Source organism: Haladaptatus sp. AB643, from assembly GCF_024136975.1.
Classification (GTDB): domain Archaea; phylum Halobacteriota; class Halobacteria; order Halobacteriales; family Haladaptataceae; genus Haladaptatus.
Genome location: NZ_JAMYJW010000018.1, coordinates 12,921 through 29,586, shown reverse-complemented (window position 1 = coordinate 29,586; position 16,666 = coordinate 12,921). Strand labels below are relative to the sequence as shown.

The window sequence follows — 16,666 nt, the reverse complement described above, 5'->3', positions numbered from 1 at the left end:
CCGTTTTCCCGATTCGTTCGACGCGAGGAGCGGTTGCTGTGGGAAGTTCCGGAAGGTCGCGGATAACAGGGTTTGAACGAGCGCGAGCGAAACGAGCAGTCCGTGAAACACGGCGGTTCTGGTTCCGTGATGGTATATGAACGTTCGGGGAAACAGGGGAGAAAAATCGCGCGGACGCGGCGCGTCCACCGCATCTTCGCGCGCCGACCGCTCCCTCCGCTTCTCTCACAATTCGTGTTTTCGCGTCTTATTTGAACCGTCGTCACGCATCCGTCGTATGGACGAACTCGTCGAGCAGGCACGCGAGATTCAGGACCGTGCGCACGTCCCGTACTCGGAGTACCCGGTCGGGGCAGCGCTCAGAACCGCGGATGGAACCGTCTACGTCGGTTGTAACATCGAAAACGCGAACTTCAGCAACTCGCTTCACGCGGAGGAAGTCGCGTTCGCTGAGGCGATAAAGTCGGGACACCGGGAGTTCGACCGTCTCGCGGTTAGTTCCGCGCGCCGTGACGGCGTGACGCCGTGCGGGATGTGCCGCCAGACGCTCGCCGAGTTCTGCGACGACGACCTCGTGATCGTCTGCGACCACGGCGACGAGGTGAAGGAGTACACCCTCGGTGAGTTGCTGCCGGACACGATCACCGAGGAGATGCTGGACTGATCGTCGCCCGTCGCCCGAAACGCGAAGCACCTATTTCTGCGGCGGCGAACGTGAGTGGTATGGATGATAGCGAAGACCCAAACGCGGAGGTACAGTACCACATCGAAGTCGGCGAGGACGACGTTGCGAACGCGGTTCTCCTGCCCGGCAATCCGGAGCGCGTCGAGAAGATAACGCAGTTCTGGGACTCGGCGGACGAGAAGGCGTTCCACCGCGAGTACCGAACCGTGACGGGAACGTACGACGACGCGCCCATCAGCGTCACTTCGACCGGCATCGGCAGTCCGTCGGCCGCGATTGCGGTCGAGGAACTGGCGCGAATCGGTGCGGACACGTTCATCCGTGTCGGGTCCTGCGGAGCGATCCAACCCGAGATGAGCGTCGGCGACCTCGTCATCACGACCGGCGGGGTTCGACAGGAAGGGACGAGCGACGAGTACGTTCGGGAGGATTATCCGGCGGTCGCGGATTACGAAGTCGTCGCGGCGCTGGTCGCCGCGGCGGAACGACTGGATTATGACTACCACACCGGCATCACGATGAGCGCCGACAGCTTCTACGCGGGGCAGGGCCGTCCCGGATTCGAGGGTTTCCTCGCGGAGGGAGGCGACGAACTCGTGTCCCATCTGCGGGACGCGAACGTGAAAAACATCGAGATGGAAGCGAGCGCGATTCTGACGATTGCGAACGTCTACGGTCTCCGAGCGGGGGCGATCTGTTCGGTGTACGCGAACCGCGAGACCGGCGAGTTCCGAACCGAAGGCGAACATCGGGCCGCCGAAACGGCCAGCCTCGCGGTGAAGCTACTCGCACGGATGGACGAGGTGAAAGCGGAGGCAGGTGTGGACCGCTGGCACCCGGGTCTCTCCCTCGACTAGCTCGTTTTCCTGACCTGCTGTTCGATAACAGTCCCGTTGACGCGGTAGATCGCCACCGACCCGGAGCGATACACTCGGTGGATTCCGGGGAAGCGTTCGAACGACGTCTGACCGTAGCGCTCCCGCTCGCGCGGGCCATAGTATATGTATTCGACGTCGTATCGTTCCAGTAGCTCCGCACGGGTTTTCCACGTCGTGGTCGGTGAGAAAATCGCCGCGACGTCGTTCTTTCGAGCCTGGTAGGCATCGCTCCCGCGATAAATCTGCTCTTGATACCAACCGACGATGGTCGGAACGCCGGTGAGCGACGACGCAGGACTCCCCCAGACGTAGGGCTTTCCGGGCGCGGACACGATGTGCGGTCGTCCCTTTCTCGCGTCGAGCCATTCGATCGCTCCGGCTTCGCCGGGGTGGAACGTTTGGACGAACGCCAACCCGTCGAGCGTCGGGTCGTCCGCTCGATGGATCGGGTTGTCCGTCGTCACGTGCTCCCCCAGGGAGAACACGCCGTACACGGATGCGACCAGTACGAGAAGCGTCGCACAGACCGCAGTCGCCTGCCTGCTTAATCGTGATGTTTGGCTTCGAGTGGTCGTTTCGGTCCGAGTGGCCGTCTCGGCTGGAATCGCGGCCGCTACCAACCGTGTCAGTGCGACGCCCGCGGCGACACCCCAGAGGACCCACAGTTGCATGTATACCTTGAACACCGTGTTGAACCGTCCGGAAATGGCGTTGTCGCGCACGTAGACGAATTCGACGAGCAGGACGAGTCCCGCACCGGCCACCAACAGTACCGTCTCGAACCCGAGGTCGGCGTCCGAACGGAGGAGCAACCATCCACCGACGAGAAGCGGGGCAACCAACAGCAGCGCCGCGGCCCCTGCTTTCCAACTCAGGAGACCCAACAGGAGACCGAAGATCACCACGAGTGCCGTATCCCTGTCCTTCCATCGGGCATTCATCCCGAGATACAGCACGAACAGACAGAGGAAGATGCCGTGGACGATGAGCAACTCGACGGCGTTGCTCCGGTCGGGCAGAAAGCCGAGACCACGTGCGCCTGCGGCCCCGAGCAGCACGTTGAGGATGAATGGGGCCGCCCACACGAAGGCGAGACCGCCGACGGCGACGACGATGAGCAGCGAAAGTACGATCCTGATGAGTTCGTCGGCCAACCGCGATCGTTCGCCGATTTGAAGCAGTCGCTCGCCGTGCGGAACGAGCGTTGCCGGATGTCCTTCGGCGAACACGAGCGAAAGCCAGACGACACCGAGTGCGGTCGGAAAGCTCCAGAAACTGACGGTGCTGATAAAGCCGACGACGGGTGGAAGCGCGACGAAGAGGAGGAGACGTCGCCGCTTGGTGTCGGAACGATATATGGCATAGCCGAGCGCCGCGACGAACAACAGGAACGGCTGTCCCATCATGTGGGCGTGAAGGTCCCCGTTCAGATACGCGAAGAAGGGGAACTCGTTTATCGTCCCGACCATGACGCGGCTGGCGTCCCAGTAGTGGAAATCGGTCGGCGAGATGGGAATCGCCGACGGGTCCATCTCCAGCGGTTTCGCGATCGCTTCCAGCAACCACTGTGGGAAGCTTCCCGCGAGCAGGCGCAAGGGGGTGTAAACGTTCCCGGCGAAGCCGACGAAGAACCCGGCAGCGATACCGGCGAAGCGTCGAGGTATCCCCTGCCTGTCGGCGATCGCGCTCGCCAGACCGTAGGCGGACGTGATGAGCATACCGTAGAAGCCGGAGAGGGCGAGGTTGTAGCTGTAGCGGGGGAGCGTCCCCGTGAGTTTCGTCAGAATCGCGGCGATGAGATGGCCGCCGTAGTAGTACTGAATCGATTTCCCTGCAAACCACATGTCCTCGGGCGGGAGCTTCGGGGTTCGCATGAGCGATTGCAGCACGCCGAAATCGAGGAACTTCTCGCCCCCGGTCGCGATGATGGCCGGATCGATGGCCCGGACCACGACGAGAAAGCAGAACGCGACCGTGAAAACGACCATCGCTTCCGTGTACCCCTCCAAATCGAGTTCGAGGTCGTACCGCGTCAACGCCATCGAGAGGGCGGCGAGAACGACGATTGCGACGACGACGGTAGCGCTCGTAAACGTAAACTGGCCGAGCCAATAGGTGACGACCGTCACCACGACGAGACTCGCCGGAAGGGCGAACGTCGCCCCACGGTCGGGGAACCCCTGAAAGAGCGCGGCTGTGATCGGAAGTCCGGCGAGCGCGAGTGCGTAGTATATTACCAGCCAGAACGCGACGAGCACGAACTCCATCTGGGTCATTCGGAGCACCGCAGTGATATACTTCTTGTGGTTGTGTATTGCAATAGACATACTTTTTTGTCGTATACGATCGCGGCACAAACCCACACACGGCGGCCGAATCACAACCCTTAACCACTGGACGGCAGTATGAACTGATAGCGGGATGGGATAGCCAGGAGATTCCGGCGGGCTCATAACCCGCAGATCGGTAGTTCAAATCTACCTCCCGCTATTTTACTTCGATCTCAACTCCCGAATGACGGGCAGAGTCTTGCCGCTGTCGTCGGGATTGCATGAACCTACACGGAGTGGATTTGAATCAGGAAGCGAAGCGGAACGGCCGTGGTTCGAATCTACCTCCCGCTATTTACACACGACTTTCACCGACCAGTTATTTCTTAATCACAACCCTTAACTACCGGACGGCAGTATGAACTGATAGCGGGATGGGATAGCCAGGAGATTCCGGCGGGCTCATAACCCGCAGATCGGTAGTTCAAATCTACCTCCCGCTATTTTCCCTTTACTTCAACTCTCAAGCGACGAGCTGAGCCTCGTCGCGGTTATTTAGCTGGATAATCCTGCGGAGTAGATTTGGATCAGGGAGTGGAGCCAAGCGAAACGACCGGGGTTCGAATCTATCTCCCGCTGTTTTCACACGATTCGTCTTTCATCGGTCGGTTCTCCCTTTCCCTCAAAATCGGCCGGTGCCATCCGACTTATTCCCCTTGCACCGGTAGAACCGTACATGCCATCCGCACTGTTCGTGGTGAGCGAAGAAGGATATTGGGGAGAGGAGTGTATCGAACCGCTGCAAACGCTGGATGAGGCGGGTGTCGAGATAACGGTCACGACGCCGAGTGGGGGAAAACCCGTGGTCGATGAGCGATCCATCGACCCCGAGAACGTGGGCGAAGAAACCGCAGAGCGTGTTCGGGAAGCCGACGAAACGGACCCGCGACTGCAGGATCCGGTTCCGCTAGCGACGACGAGCGTCGAGGAATACGATGCCGTCGTCTTCCCCGGTGGCCATGGGACGGAGTGGGACGTAAACCAGGACAAGCACGCACGAAACCTGCTCCGTGATGCGGTCGAAACGGGCGATACGAAAGCACTCGTCGTCTGTCACGCCGTTGGCTTGCTGGCGTTCACTCGTGACAGTGACGGAGGCTTCCTCGTGGACGGACGAAACGTCACCGGGTTCCCGAACGAGTGGGAGGAGGGAATCGTCGATGACGACGACTGCATGCCGGACGGCCGGAAACTACCGTACTGGGTCGAGGACGAAGTGAAAGCGGCGGGTGGAACGTGGGACGCCGAACTCGACGCCGAAACCAGTGTTCGGACCGACGGTGATCTACTTACCGCACGCGGACCGGGGTCGTCGCATGACGCGGCGACGACGCTCCTCTCCGCGCTCGGGATCGAGTGATCCGGATCCGAAGCGGGTAATTTATAGTTGATTCGTTCCCAGTTGACACGAGATGCTAGGGACGCGCGGCGTGTTGGCGGTGTTGGCAGGGGTAGTCATGATAATTGCCATCCCCGTTCTCCGCTCCGGACGCCGGTCAACGGGGCTGTGGTTACTGACTATCGCATTTTCCATCGCCACCCTCTGGTCCGCTCTCAGTCTCGCATGGACCCGGAATCATTCCGGGATGCTTTCGTTCCAATCGTATTTTATGCTAGCGACGACCGCAGTTGCTGGGACGATCTATTATGGGATGCTTGCCAGGGAAGTAAGTGCTGAACATTAATTTCCTTATTCTAATTGTCGAATACGATTGAAACTCTTTACTAGTTTTATTACGTGAATTGCTTCTATGAAGCCTGAAAGACTAAATGCTTATTCTAACCAGTAACTTTAAATACATCTTCTACAAGTCTTTGGTATGCCACGGCGACGCAACCGAAGTGGTGCAGATGATAGCCGACGGAAGTTTCTGAAGGCAAGTGGGGCCGGTGCTGTTGCTCTCTCCCTTGCGGGTTGTTCCGGTAACAGTGGTGACAGCAAAGGAACTTCTTCCGACACGTCGACAGGGAATGGGGAAACCGAAACGACGAAAGAACCGAGTCAGAATACCCTTTCTCCGGACGATATCAAACCGGGTGGAACGCTCCGGTACGGGATGGATACCGCACCGGACAGTCCGAACATTATGCTGGCGGGCAGCGTGTATTCTGCGGTTGCGCTGGACCCCGTGTACGATTATGGTGTCGCACAGGACCCGGTCACGTTCGAAATGAAACCGGAGGTCTTCACCGACTGGACCCTGAAGAATGCGGACAAGGACAAACCGGATGTTTACGTCAAAGCCCGAAAAGACGGCTTGAAATGGAACGACGGTGAGGAATTCAAGATGGAGGACATCCTGTTCTCCTACCAGTTCCAGCTCGACAACAAGCCCGGTCAGTGGTCCGTCTGGAACTACTTCGACAAGATCGAGGAAGCGAAAAACGACTGGGACTTCCACATCAAACTGTCCCAGCAGGTTGGGACGTGGGACTCGGACGTCGTCGGCGGCGCTCCCATCATTCCCAAACACAAGTGGGAGGGTGTCGATTACAAGAACTACGACCCGACGAAGGCGAACGACGAGGGTCCAGTCGGAACCGGGCCGGGTAAGCTGGTCAAATGGAACGCGGACACGTCGATGCAGATCAAGTTCCGCCGCGATTACATCGAGAACGAGTACGCGCTCAATAAGCTCGACTGGAAGAAGGAGAGCAAGACGCTCATTCACGGCGGTCCGTTCCTCGACGGCGTGAACTTCAAGGTGTATGGTGGAACGTCGGCGATGACGCAGGCCTTCCTGCACGACGAAATCGACACGCACTACGGCAGCTTGGAGTCCTCGAAGATTCCGAAGGTCAAGAAGATGGACGGCGCCGGTCTCGTCAAAGGGTACGACAGCGGATTTTCGTACTGTGGTTTCAACTGCCGTCGCTCGCCGCTCGACGACGTTGCCCTCCGGCAGGCGATGGCGTTCATGTTCGACGACTACTACTGGACGACCCAGCTGCACGGCGGATACGTCCTCAAAGGCGATTACGCCCAGTCACCGGGGTACAAAGGTGTGCGTCCCGAGACCGTGTACGGTGGCGAACTGCTTGAAGACCCCCGCACCAACGCATTCGACTTCCGTGCGGAGAAAGGTAAGAAGCCGGATGTCGAAGGTGTTCGCAAGTACCTGACGGACGGAAAAGTCATCGACGGATCGAAAGGCACGTTCGTCGGGAAGAAGTTCCCCGGCTCGTTCTCGGGCGTCAAAGCGAGCCAGTCGAAGGCGAAGTACAAGTACACGTTCGGTCCGGTCAAATCGGACGTTCTCAAGAAATCGGATGCCGACGTGACGAAGGAGATTCGGGTCGACGGCAAGACCATCACGGAGATGATGGGCGACGGTGGCATCACCCTCCTCATCGACCCGCCAGGGGAACAGCCCAAGATCGCGAAAGGGATCAACCGCTGGAAGAACAACTTGCATCAACTCGGTATCCCGGCCCACACCGAGTCGATCTCGTTCAACACCATGACGGGTAAGGTGTACCAAAAGGAGGACTTCGACGTGTATCCGATGGGCTGGGGCGGAACTAGCGCATACGGAACGTCGCTTCACTCGTTCTTCTATTCCGGAAATTCGGGAGACGACACCGACAAGTTCGCCTACAATTCCACCGGGTACGGTGTGGCGGGCGGAAGCGCAGACAAGCTTCTCGAAAAGGCGTACAAGGAGACCGACCCCGACAAGCGGTCCAAGAAGTACGCGAAGGCGATGGAAAAGATCTATCTCGACATGCCGTACATGGTCCAGTCCTACGACAAATACCGCTGGCCGGTCAACTCGAAGAAGTTCGGCGGGTTCGTGAAGAACATCGTCGACCCGGGCTATGCGAACTGGGACGCGGAGTACAGCAGCATCTACCTGAAAGAGAACCTGAAGCAGTAATCGCGTCTTCGAGCCCTTCCGAGTGGGTTTTCGCGGTATGGCAGGGGAAATCGGTGGTTGAATTTACTACGTGATCGATACGAAAATCATCACATTGATAATGAAGGTATTCCATGAATGACATGGATACACACAAATAAACGATATGGTAAACAGTATGTCGAAATCAACGGACGGTAGAGTATGACAAAGATCAGCACCCGCTATCTCGCAAAGCGATTGGTCGTCTCATATCTGACACTACTCGTCATCATGACGATCATATTCTTGCTCATTCACAGTATGCCCGGGTCGATCATTTCGAGTATGATCACTCCGAAGATGAAACCGGCGCAAATCGAGCGAATCAGACAACAGTGGGGGCTGAACCAACCGCTGTGGAAACAGTACCTACACTACATGGTCAACTACCAGACGGGCAACTTCGGTCGGTCGCCGACGAAGCACGTCGCTGTCTGGGACGTCATCATCCGACGCTTCCCGCGAACGATCATCCTGTTCGGTGCTGGGTTCATCATCGCGTACACTATCGGCCCACTCATCGGAATGTATCTGGGCTGGTGGCGAGGGTCGAACAAGGACAAGACCATCTACACGTCCGGTCTCTTCATGTACTCGATGCCCGCGTTCTGGATCGCGTGGCTGTTCATCTGGGTGTTCAACTACAAACTGAAACTGCTAAAAAGCGCGTACATGGTCGATCAATTCGGAGTGCCGGATTGGACGCCGTTCTTGGCGATGTCGAACATCCTCTCTCACATCGCGTTACCGCTCTTCAGCATCGCGTTCGTCGGATGGGTCGGTTCCATGCTCGTCATGCGACCGTCGATGAACAACGTCACCGGGGAGGATTACGTATTCCTCGCGCGAGCGAAGGGGCTCAGCGAACGTACCGTGATGATGAAACACGCGGCGCGGAACGCATTGATTCCGGTCGCGACACAGGCTATCGTCGGCCTCGCGTTCCTCGTGGACGGGAGCGTCATCATCGAGCAGGTGTTCAGCTGGCCCGGTATCGGGAAGCTGCTGGTGAGTGCAGTGCAAGGAAGGGACTACCCGATTGCACAGGCAGCGTTCTTCATGACCGCGATACTCATCATCTCCATGCGACTGCTGACGGACGTCGCATACACCTTCCTCGACCCGCGAATCAAGTTTGGAGGGGACTAACGAATGTCAACACAATCCGAAAACGCTTCAACGACAAGTACGCTCAAAGAGCAGTGGAAACCGCGGATCGAACGATTCCGACGGGGATGGAGCCGATATACGCAGCACAAGATGGGCGTTATCGGGCTCATCATCCTCGTCGTCTACATCCTGTGGGCGCTCTTCCCGTCGGTATTCGCCCCCCACTCCCTCAACTGGGTAGCCTACCTCGGGGAGGACCAGACCGCCCGCATGACCCCCCAGCAGATCAGCCAGCTACCACATCCCCCGGCGTTCGGTGATCCGTTTTTCGCACCGCTCGGAACGACCGACGAGGGGGAAGGTGTTCTGACACTGTTGATTTACTCGACGAAAACTGCACTGTACATCGGGTTCGCCGCGGGATTGCTCTCCAGTCTCGTCGGCGTCCCGCTCGGTCTCATCAGCGGGTTTTACGGTGACACGTGGATCGACGAAGCCATCCAGCGCATCGTGGACGTGATGTACGGGTTGCCGTTCCTCCCGTTCCTCATCGTTCTCGTCGCCGTCAATGGCGTCAACACGACGAACATCATCATCGGCATCGCGGTCACCTCGTGGCTCAACAACTGCATCCTCATCCGCGGTGAGACGTTGTCGCTCAAGGAACGGGCGTACATCGAGTCGGCGCGCGTCGCGGGGGCGAGCGACACGCGAATCGTGTTTCGTCACATCCTGCCGAACGTTATTCCACTCGCGTTCGTGTTCCTTGCCCAGGACGCGGCGGGCGCGATCCTCGCACAGGCATCGCTCGCATTCCTCGGGTACGTCTCATCCGGTACACACTCGTGGGGGATAATGCTCGAAAACGTCCAAGCGACGAGCCACATCTTCGACGCACCGTGGTGGCTCATCCCGCCGGGGCTAGCGATCACGTCCCTCGCAGCAGCGTTCTACTTCATCGGATTCTCGGTGGAGGACCTCGCCAACCCACAGGAGTAACTCATGTCACTGCTAGAAGTCAACGATCTATCGGTTCGCTACGACGCCGGGGACAAGCAGGTCCACGCCGTCGATGGCGTCAGCTTTAGCATCGAACACGGCGAGACGTACGGTCTCGTCGGTGAATCAGGGTGTGGGAAAACCACGCTGTCGAAGTCGCTGATGCACCTGCTCGATTCGAACGGGTACATCGAACGCGGCGAGATTTGGTTCGACGGAACCCTCCCCGAATGGGAGGACGGGAACGGAAACGTCCGACGAGAGGTAATCGAGGACGACCGATACCCGGTTCGTGAGGACGGGATGACCGATCTCGCACGACTGGATAACCAACAAATCCGTGACGTTCGGTGGCGGAACATCGCGCTGATTCCACAGAGTGCGATGAACGCACTCAATCCGGTGTACAAAGTCGGCGACCAGATCGTCGAGGCCATCCTGCGGCACGAACCGGATATACCGGCGGAACAAGCACACGAACGAGCACGCGACCTCATTCAGCGGGTCGGCATCGACCCCGAGCGTGCGGACGACTACGCACACCAGTACAGTGGTGGCATGAAACAACGTGCCGTCATCGCGATGGCGATGGCCTGCAACCCGGACATGCTCATCGCAGACGAGCCGACGACGGCGCTCGACGTCATTATCCAGGACCGAATCTTGGAGGAGTTGGAAACGCTTCAAGACGAGTTCGACGTTGCCATCCTCGTCGTCAGTCACGACGTGAGCGTCATGGCCGAAATCTGTGACCAGCTCGCGGTGATGTACGGCGGAAAGATAATGGAAAGCGGTCCGATGGAGGAGGTAATAACGGAATCCGCGAACCCGTACACGCTCGGACTGAAGAATTCGTTCCCGACGGTCGAAAAGGCGGATCAAGACCTCGTCTCCATTCCCGGGTCGCCGCCAACGTTGCTCGACCCGGCCGACGGCTGTCGGTTCGCGTCTCGGTGTCCGTTCGTCGTGGACGAATGTCGTTCGGCACACCCACCGATGTACGACGCCGAACGAGCGGAATCCGGAAAGCGAAGCGAAGCGAGTTCACCCCACGTCCATCGATCGGCGTGCTATCGGGTTGACGAACTCGAAACGATCCGTACTGAAGCACGAAAGGAGGAAAAATGGCAACAGATCACGACGCAAACGCACTAACCGAAACGGACCACGACGGAGATGCACTAGTAGAGATTCAAAACGTCTCGAAACTGTTCGGCCTTTCACAGGGTGTCATCGACCAGCTGCTCGGTCGAGAGGCCCAACCCGTTCGGGCAGTGCAGAACGTCGATCTGAATATCAACAAAGGCGATATCATGGGTATCGCCGGTGAATCCGGGTGTGGGAAGACCACGCTCGGGAAACTACTGGTCAAGCTGTACGACCCGACCGAGGGACGGATCATGTTCGACGGACGGGATATGGGCGAACTGGCTCGGGAGGACCAGAAGGTGTTCCGCCAGCGCGTCCAGATGATCTTCCAGGACCCGTTCGAGAGCTTGAACCCCCGAATGACTGTGTTTCAGTCGGTCGTCGAACCGCTCAAAATCAACGATATCGGGGACGGCTACCAGGACCGGCGCGAGCGGGTCGTTCAGGTGTTGAACGACGTCGGGCTCTCGCCCGCGGAAGCCTACCTGAACGAGTTCCCGAAGGAACTGTCCGGTGGCGAGCGCCAGCGCGTCGCTATCGCGCGTGCGCTCGTCGTGAATCCCGATTTCATCGTCTGTGACGAACCCGTCTCGATGCTCGACGTTTCCATCCGGGCGGGTGTGCTGAACCTGATGAAGGAGCTACAGGAAGAGTACGGGTTGACGTACGTGTTCATCAGTCACGACCTCTCGCTGATTCGGTACATGTGTGACCGAACCGCGATCATGTATCTCGGTGGAATCGTCGAACAGGGACCAACCGACGAGGTGGTGAACGATCCCAAACATCCGTACACCGAAGCCCTCTTCGATGCGGTGCCGGAGATCGAGCCCGAAACACAACGTCGGCGGGCGAACGTCACCGGCGAGGTTCCGAACCCCAGAAACCCACCGACTGGCTGTCGATTCCACCCCCGCTGCTCGAAGATCATCCCGTCCGAGGACTGGACGGGAAGTCAAGAGGCGTTCCGGCGTGGTTTCAGTTTCAAACATCGAGTTCAAACGGGAGACATCTCGGTCGAGGACATCGCCGAACGACACGCGGAGCAGCGAGACGCGGTAGACCGAATCCTCGAAGTTGGTCTTGCACTCGAACTGCCCGAGGAACACCAACTACCCGGTGAAGAGGCTGGAGCGGTGACCCTCAGCGCTCTCGACATGCCACGACAGGCCGAAAACGCGCTTCGGTCCGCCACGCGGGACCTCCTCGACGGCAACGAGGAAGACGCGATGGAGCAACTCGACCGGCAGTTCAACACCATCTGTGAACGGGAGGTCCCACAACTCCACGAGTCCGGAGACCAAGTCAGTGCGTGTCATCTGTACGATCCATCGACACCGAACACGGAACCCATCGCACCGGACGCTTCCGACTGATCCCGTCCCTCTTCTCGAAGCCATCCTGTTAGAAAACTTTACATCGGACACATCCATAGCAAATGTCACTGAATGTCAAATTCGAACCTCCGTTCTGCGCTTACACCAAACCAACCCCTCCTCGTCGCCGCTGTCGTCCTCGTCGCGGCCATCACTACTTGGTTCTTCGTCCCGACCTTACAGGGACACACCGCGGCGATGAACGTTCGATCGGCCAGCGTGACGACCTCGGATACCAGCGTGACCGCGGACGGATCGAACCTCGTGACGACACTGACGATCCACAATCCGACACAGCGGGACATCGTGTTTTATGACGGTCTGATACACGTTTACGACGGAGAAACGCAGTTAACCGATGGGACGTCGACACCCTTCGACGAGACGAACGTCCCCGCGAAGGGAACGGAGATGATTCGAATCAAACTGGACATCGACCCCGGTCGGATTTCTCGGACGAGGCAAGCGGTAAAATCCGGGTCGATTTCGTTCACCGGATTTGTTCGCGGCCGAATCGGGGGGAAAAAGGTGCAGGTGTACGTACGGAACGATGACTGAACGATGACGGAACCAAAAACTGAGACGAGCGCGAAGCCAAGGACGACCGAATGGGCGACCGACGAGGGGAACGACTCCCCACTGGTTCGGACGCTTTCGACCGTCGGCAAGGGAATACTCACCGGTATCATCGGCGGGATGGCGGCGTTCACCTACACTCAGTCGAGCCTGATCACGTGGACGATAAACCCGCAGTATATCCTCCTGTTGGTCGCATCGACGGGGGCTTTCGCACACCTCCTCGCATACGACTTGCATGAGAGCATTCGTATCGGCATCGTAGCGTTCCTCTCCGGGACGATCACGCTGACGCTGTCGTGGGTCGCGCCGCTCTTGTTGCTCCCATACTCCGGAACTGCACGCGACCTGTTGCTACCGAGGCTGCTCGGAAACGCTCTCCGGGATGTTCTTCTCGTCTACGCAGGGGTATTCCTCGGCGCATACCTCCTGACGCTGACGGTCGATGCCTACGTGACAGCCTGAAACCGTGACAGTTTTGATCCGTCCGTCGATACCAGTACCCGTGTCAAAAGACCTACCAACGCGGGAGCGCTCGGCCCGAGAGCGCGGGACCTTCGCAAAACACGCGGACGATCCGACGGTCGCGAGCTATCTCTCGTCCCTCTTTTTCCTCCTCTCGGTTCCGGTGCTGCTCCTCGTCGCGTTCGTGGGTCATTCATACGGACTATACCCGTACGGAGCCATCGTTCCCGCCTTTGCAGGGCTTCTGTTCGTCGCGATCGCGCTCGTTTTCGTCATCATGCACGTCCGAACCCGCTGACCCGAACGAACTGCCAGCGGCGGGAATCAAAACGTGCTGTTCCGAATCGTCATGTAGAACATGATGATCATCGCAGAGATGAGTAGCAGGAACTCCAGTTGGGTAACCGACTTTTCCTTCGAAACCACGAAGAGGATGAGACTCGCCCCGCCGAGCACTGCGACGGCGACGAACAACAGTATCGAGATATTGGTCTCGTCATTGACCCAGTAAAACACCCGATCCCCAAGGCCGTCCATAGCGGTTCAGAACGGAACTCCTTCGTACACACACTCGACGGGGTCGAGGACGAGTTGTAGTGCAAGCGCGTAGGTCGTCAAGGCGAGTTTCGGATCGGCAACGAAGTCCGTGTTTCCGTCCCGCCATTCGGCGACGCTGGCAGCAAATCTGACGTGTGAATCGTGAATCGTCATGAGCCACTCCGATGGGAGTTCGACGGGGTCCCCCTTATGCGTCACCCGAAAGAGATATTTGAAGGTAGCGTCCCGGCGGCCGCTGATGTCCTCTCCAGCCTGTAACTCGGGCAGTTGTGGCGTGCCGAACAGTTGAATGAGACGGTACAGTGGAACCCCGATGTCCGTCGCGTCAGATCCATCGCTATCGTCGCTGACGTATGCGACGACGTTCAAATCCTCCCGCTCACGAACGTTGTCCTCGATGAGGAGCGCACCATCGTCCCGACGTGCTTCGATTTCCGACCGTGCAACGGGTTCGATGAGGATGTCCTGAAGTTCCTCGAAGTCCGGGGCGTCCGGATGGTTTCTGATATCCATTACTCAGTATGCAAAGTAGTTGAAGCCACGCCAGCCAGCATAGCCGACGACGAAGAGGGCGACACCAGTGACGATGACGACGAGCGATTCGCCGCCCGTCATCGTGTCCGCCATCTGAGGGATGAGATTGAAATACAACGACAGGCCGAACAACAAGTAGATGTATCCGATAACGATTCCAAGGAGGGCGGTAATTATCGACAGTAGCCCAATCGGACCACGCAACGGTTTAGGGACGCTAGTCTTCAACGCCATGGTTTGTGCTAATTGTGCACAATCATAAACGTTCTGCAACGAGTTCACTCGCTTTTATTCCGCTCGCGCTCTCTTTTTTCGAGGTTGTCCATACTCTCCCCCGACAGCGGCGACATTCGTTCGTCGAACTCCTCGCTTCCCTCCGGTTTCGCCGCCGCTTCCCGTCCCGAAAAATACGAGGAGATGAACAGTTCGTGGTTTTCACGGAGGGAGTAGCCAACGTAGACGAGGATAATACCCGGCAGTACCCGAAGAACGGCCGCAGGCGATGTGATTCCGTAGCTACCCACCACGATCGAACCGTGAATGGCATCGCCAACGAGGAGCGCTCCAGTGACGAGCGTCGTCGTCGAAAGCATCGACAGGAACTGGCGGGAGACCATCTTATCCGTCGCCGTGTTCGTCGACGATGACGACTTCGCCATCTTGGACGTCCACGTTGATGAGCGTCTTCACCGTGTAATCCGTGTCGTCCAGTTCGTTCGCGCCGACCTTCTTGATAACGGCACACACGTCCACCACGTCCGCGCCGATGTATTCGAGCGCTTGCGTGACGGCCTTCATTGTTCCGCCCGTCGAGAGCACGTCGTCCAACAGGAGCACGCGGTCGCCCTCGTCGACGTTGTTGATGAACATCTCGTTCTCCGAGTAGCCGGTTTGCTGGGAGAGCGAAACCTCCCCGTCGAGTCCGTACTGGCGTTTTCGGATGACCACCAGCGGGATGTCCGTCATCAGCGAGACGGCCGTCGAGATGTGGATTCCCATCGCCGCAGGGGTGACGATCTTATCGACGTTCTCCAGATCCGCCTTTCGGATGATCTTGATGACGATTTCGCGAAGCAGCGTCGGTTCGAGCATCGGAATCCCGTCGCTGATGGGGTGTACGAAGTAATGATAGCCGTCTTTCTCGATGATCGGGGCGTCCAGAAGGGACTCCTTCAACTGGTCCATGTTGGTCGTATTCCGTCCATCAGTAAAAGGTGATGGATATGGATTCTCGCAAATCGAGGTTTACGGAGCGGTATGTGGTGGGAGAACAGATTTCGATGTGCGAGAGGTTAGATCGTTACGCGATGGAATCGGTCCCCGTCGGTTGCGAGGTGGTCGCCGGATTCGTCACCTCCATCACTTTCACTTTCAGTCCGGATAAGGCTCATCACTTTTACACTCTTTCCCCTACGAAAATATGCGGGTCGGAAAAGCCCGCGACAAATCGATTGCCAACAACACCCCCTACCCTACTAACCCAGCAGGGTTCGATTTGTTTCCATCCTTTCGAGAGAGGACGCCTGTCCAAAAGAAGTCCGTGCCTCTAACGACAAAATACCGAAACGATAGCGTAGGGTCGAGGAAATCAGTTGACCGTATAGGTGGAAACGACGCTTGGTTTACCGCTTACAGTCGCTTTGACGACGATCTTGTCGCCACTTTCACACTTGGAGACGGAAATTATCCCCCCGACTTCGTTGAATTTCCCATCTCCGTCGACTTCACAATCCTGCGACGTTACGGATACGTTTTCGGCGCTCTGGACGTTCCCGAGTTGGGTCAACTGAACGTCGACCGAGTTACTACTAACTTGGTCGAACGATACGCCCACTTGTGCATTCTTGTCCACGTTGTTCCCCAGACCCATCACGAACGTTCCGATCACGGCCGCCAAGATGACCGTAATGGCAACCATTAGTATCACGCCGATTACGGGACTCACGCCTCTGCTGCTAGACAGCTTCGAATTGAATCTTTCCTTGAGTGTCATATATCGATTTCTCCTTCGACGCGCTGCCGCACCACCAGAACTTTCCCTCGTCGGTAAAATTTCCGACAGCTACGATTAGATACCTGGAACAGGATATATCGAACCTGACTCGGA

General features: G+C 57.9%; 18 protein-coding genes and 2 tRNA genes. 13 read left to right on the top strand and 7 right to left on the bottom strand.

All coding sequences use genetic code 11. The annotated features are described in order from the left end of the window. The first annotated feature begins 136 nt into the window (after nt 1-136). Both cdd and NKF25_RS23355 read left to right on the top strand, forming a co-directional pair. Nucleotides 137-664 (top strand): cytidine deaminase, encoded by a 528-nt coding sequence (cdd, locus tag NKF25_RS23360; RefSeq protein ID WP_342766360.1) that lies wholly within the window; start codon nt 137-139, stop codon nt 662-664. 59 nt (nt 665-723) lie between these two features. Then, nucleotides 724-1,542, top strand: a complete 819-nt coding sequence (locus NKF25_RS23355; protein ID WP_253229022.1) for a nucleoside phosphorylase — start codon at nt 724-726, stop codon at nt 1,540-1,542. On the opposite strand, the gene NKF25_RS23350 is transcribed toward NKF25_RS23355, so the two are convergent. Then, nucleotides 1,539-3,890, bottom strand: coding sequence for a DUF2298 domain-containing protein (locus NKF25_RS23350; protein ID WP_253229021.1), 2,352 nt, complete (start codon nt 3,888-3,890; stop codon nt 1,539-1,541). The genes NKF25_RS23355 and NKF25_RS23350 overlap by 4 nt on opposite strands. An 88-nt stretch (nt 3,891-3,978) precedes the next feature. On the opposite strand from NKF25_RS23350, the gene NKF25_RS23345 reads away from it, so the two are divergent. From NKF25_RS23345 to NKF25_RS23295, 11 genes are all read left to right on the top strand, one after another. Continuing rightward, nucleotides 3,979-4,053, top strand: a tRNA-Met gene (locus NKF25_RS23345). Between the two features lie 208 nt (nt 4,054-4,261). Next, nucleotides 4,262-4,336, top strand: a tRNA-Met gene (locus NKF25_RS23340). Nucleotides 4,337-4,569: 233 nt separating this feature from the next. After that, nucleotides 4,570-5,253, top strand: coding sequence for a type 1 glutamine amidotransferase domain-containing protein (locus NKF25_RS23335; protein ID WP_253229020.1), 684 nt, complete (start codon nt 4,570-4,572; stop codon nt 5,251-5,253). A 460-nt stretch (nt 5,254-5,713) separates the two neighbouring features. Further along, a complete protein-coding gene (locus tag NKF25_RS23330; RefSeq protein ID WP_253229019.1) occupies nt 5,714-7,771 on the top strand; it encodes an ABC transporter substrate-binding protein in 2,058 nt (685 codons plus the stop codon). A 183-nt stretch (nt 7,772-7,954) separates the two neighbouring features. Continuing rightward, nucleotides 7,955-8,941, top strand: coding sequence for an ABC transporter permease (locus NKF25_RS23325; protein WP_253229018.1), 987 nt, complete (start codon nt 7,955-7,957; stop codon nt 8,939-8,941). 3 nt (nt 8,942-8,944) lie between these two features. Then, nucleotides 8,945-9,901, top strand: coding sequence for an ABC transporter permease (locus NKF25_RS23320; protein WP_253229017.1), 957 nt, complete (start codon nt 8,945-8,947; stop codon nt 9,899-9,901). Nucleotides 9,902-9,904: 3 nt separating this feature from the next. Continuing rightward, a complete protein-coding gene (locus NKF25_RS23315; RefSeq protein WP_253229016.1) occupies nt 9,905-11,056 on the top strand; it encodes an ABC transporter ATP-binding protein in 1,152 nt (383 codons plus the stop codon). Continuing rightward, nucleotides 11,026-12,426: an ABC transporter ATP-binding protein gene (locus NKF25_RS23310; protein WP_253229015.1), complete on the top strand. Its 1,401-nt coding sequence runs from the start codon at nt 11,026-11,028 to the stop codon at nt 12,424-12,426. Before NKF25_RS23315 ends, NKF25_RS23310 begins: the two co-directional genes overlap by 31 nt. Nucleotides 12,427-12,498: 72 nt before the next feature. Beyond that, a complete protein-coding gene (locus NKF25_RS23305) occupies nt 12,499-12,984 on the top strand; it encodes a hypothetical protein (RefSeq protein ID WP_253229014.1) in 486 nt (161 codons plus the stop codon). A 3-nt stretch (nt 12,985-12,987) separates the two neighbouring features. After that, a complete protein-coding gene (locus NKF25_RS23300; protein WP_253229013.1) occupies nt 12,988-13,467 on the top strand; it encodes a hypothetical protein in 480 nt (159 codons plus the stop codon). Nucleotides 13,468-13,507: 40 nt separating this feature from the next. After that, the gene (locus NKF25_RS23295; RefSeq protein ID WP_253229012.1) at nt 13,508-13,765 is read left to right on the top strand and encodes a hypothetical protein; all 258 of its coding nucleotides are present in this window, start codon (nt 13,508-13,510) and stop codon (nt 13,763-13,765) included. Nucleotides 13,766-13,791: 26 nt separating this feature from the next. Here the strand turns inward: NKF25_RS23295 and NKF25_RS23290 are convergent, their stop codons facing one another. The 6 genes from NKF25_RS23290 to NKF25_RS23265 form a co-directional block, all read right to left on the bottom strand. Then, nucleotides 13,792-14,004 carry a hypothetical protein gene (locus NKF25_RS23290; protein ID WP_253229011.1) on the bottom strand — a complete coding sequence of 71 codons (213 nt, stop codon included), beginning with the start codon at nt 14,002-14,004 and terminating at the stop codon, nt 13,792-13,794. Nucleotides 14,005-14,010: 6 nt separating this feature from the next. Continuing rightward, nucleotides 14,011-14,538, bottom strand: a complete 528-nt coding sequence (locus NKF25_RS23285) for a hypothetical protein (RefSeq protein WP_253229010.1) — start codon at nt 14,536-14,538, stop codon at nt 14,011-14,013. Nucleotides 14,539-14,541: 3 nt separating this feature from the next. Next, on the bottom strand, nt 14,542-14,793 hold the full coding sequence (locus tag NKF25_RS23280; protein WP_253229009.1) for a tetratricopeptide repeat protein: 252 nt from the start codon (nt 14,791-14,793) through the stop codon (nt 14,542-14,544). Between the two features lie 44 nt (nt 14,794-14,837). Further along, nucleotides 14,838-15,218: a hypothetical protein gene (locus NKF25_RS23275; RefSeq protein WP_253229008.1), complete on the bottom strand. Its 381-nt coding sequence runs from the start codon at nt 15,216-15,218 to the stop codon at nt 14,838-14,840. Further along, the gene (gene hpt, locus NKF25_RS23270; protein WP_066147938.1) at nt 15,178-15,744 is read right to left on the bottom strand and encodes a hypoxanthine/guanine phosphoribosyltransferase; all 567 of its coding nucleotides are present in this window, start codon (nt 15,742-15,744) and stop codon (nt 15,178-15,180) included. The genes NKF25_RS23275 and hpt overlap by 41 nt, the downstream gene beginning before the upstream one ends. 403 nt (nt 15,745-16,147) lie before the next feature. After that, on the bottom strand, nt 16,148-16,552 hold the full coding sequence (locus NKF25_RS23265) for a type IV pilin N-terminal domain-containing protein (RefSeq protein WP_253229007.1): 405 nt from the start codon (nt 16,550-16,552) through the stop codon (nt 16,148-16,150). Nucleotides 16,553-16,666 lie beyond the last annotated feature (114 nt).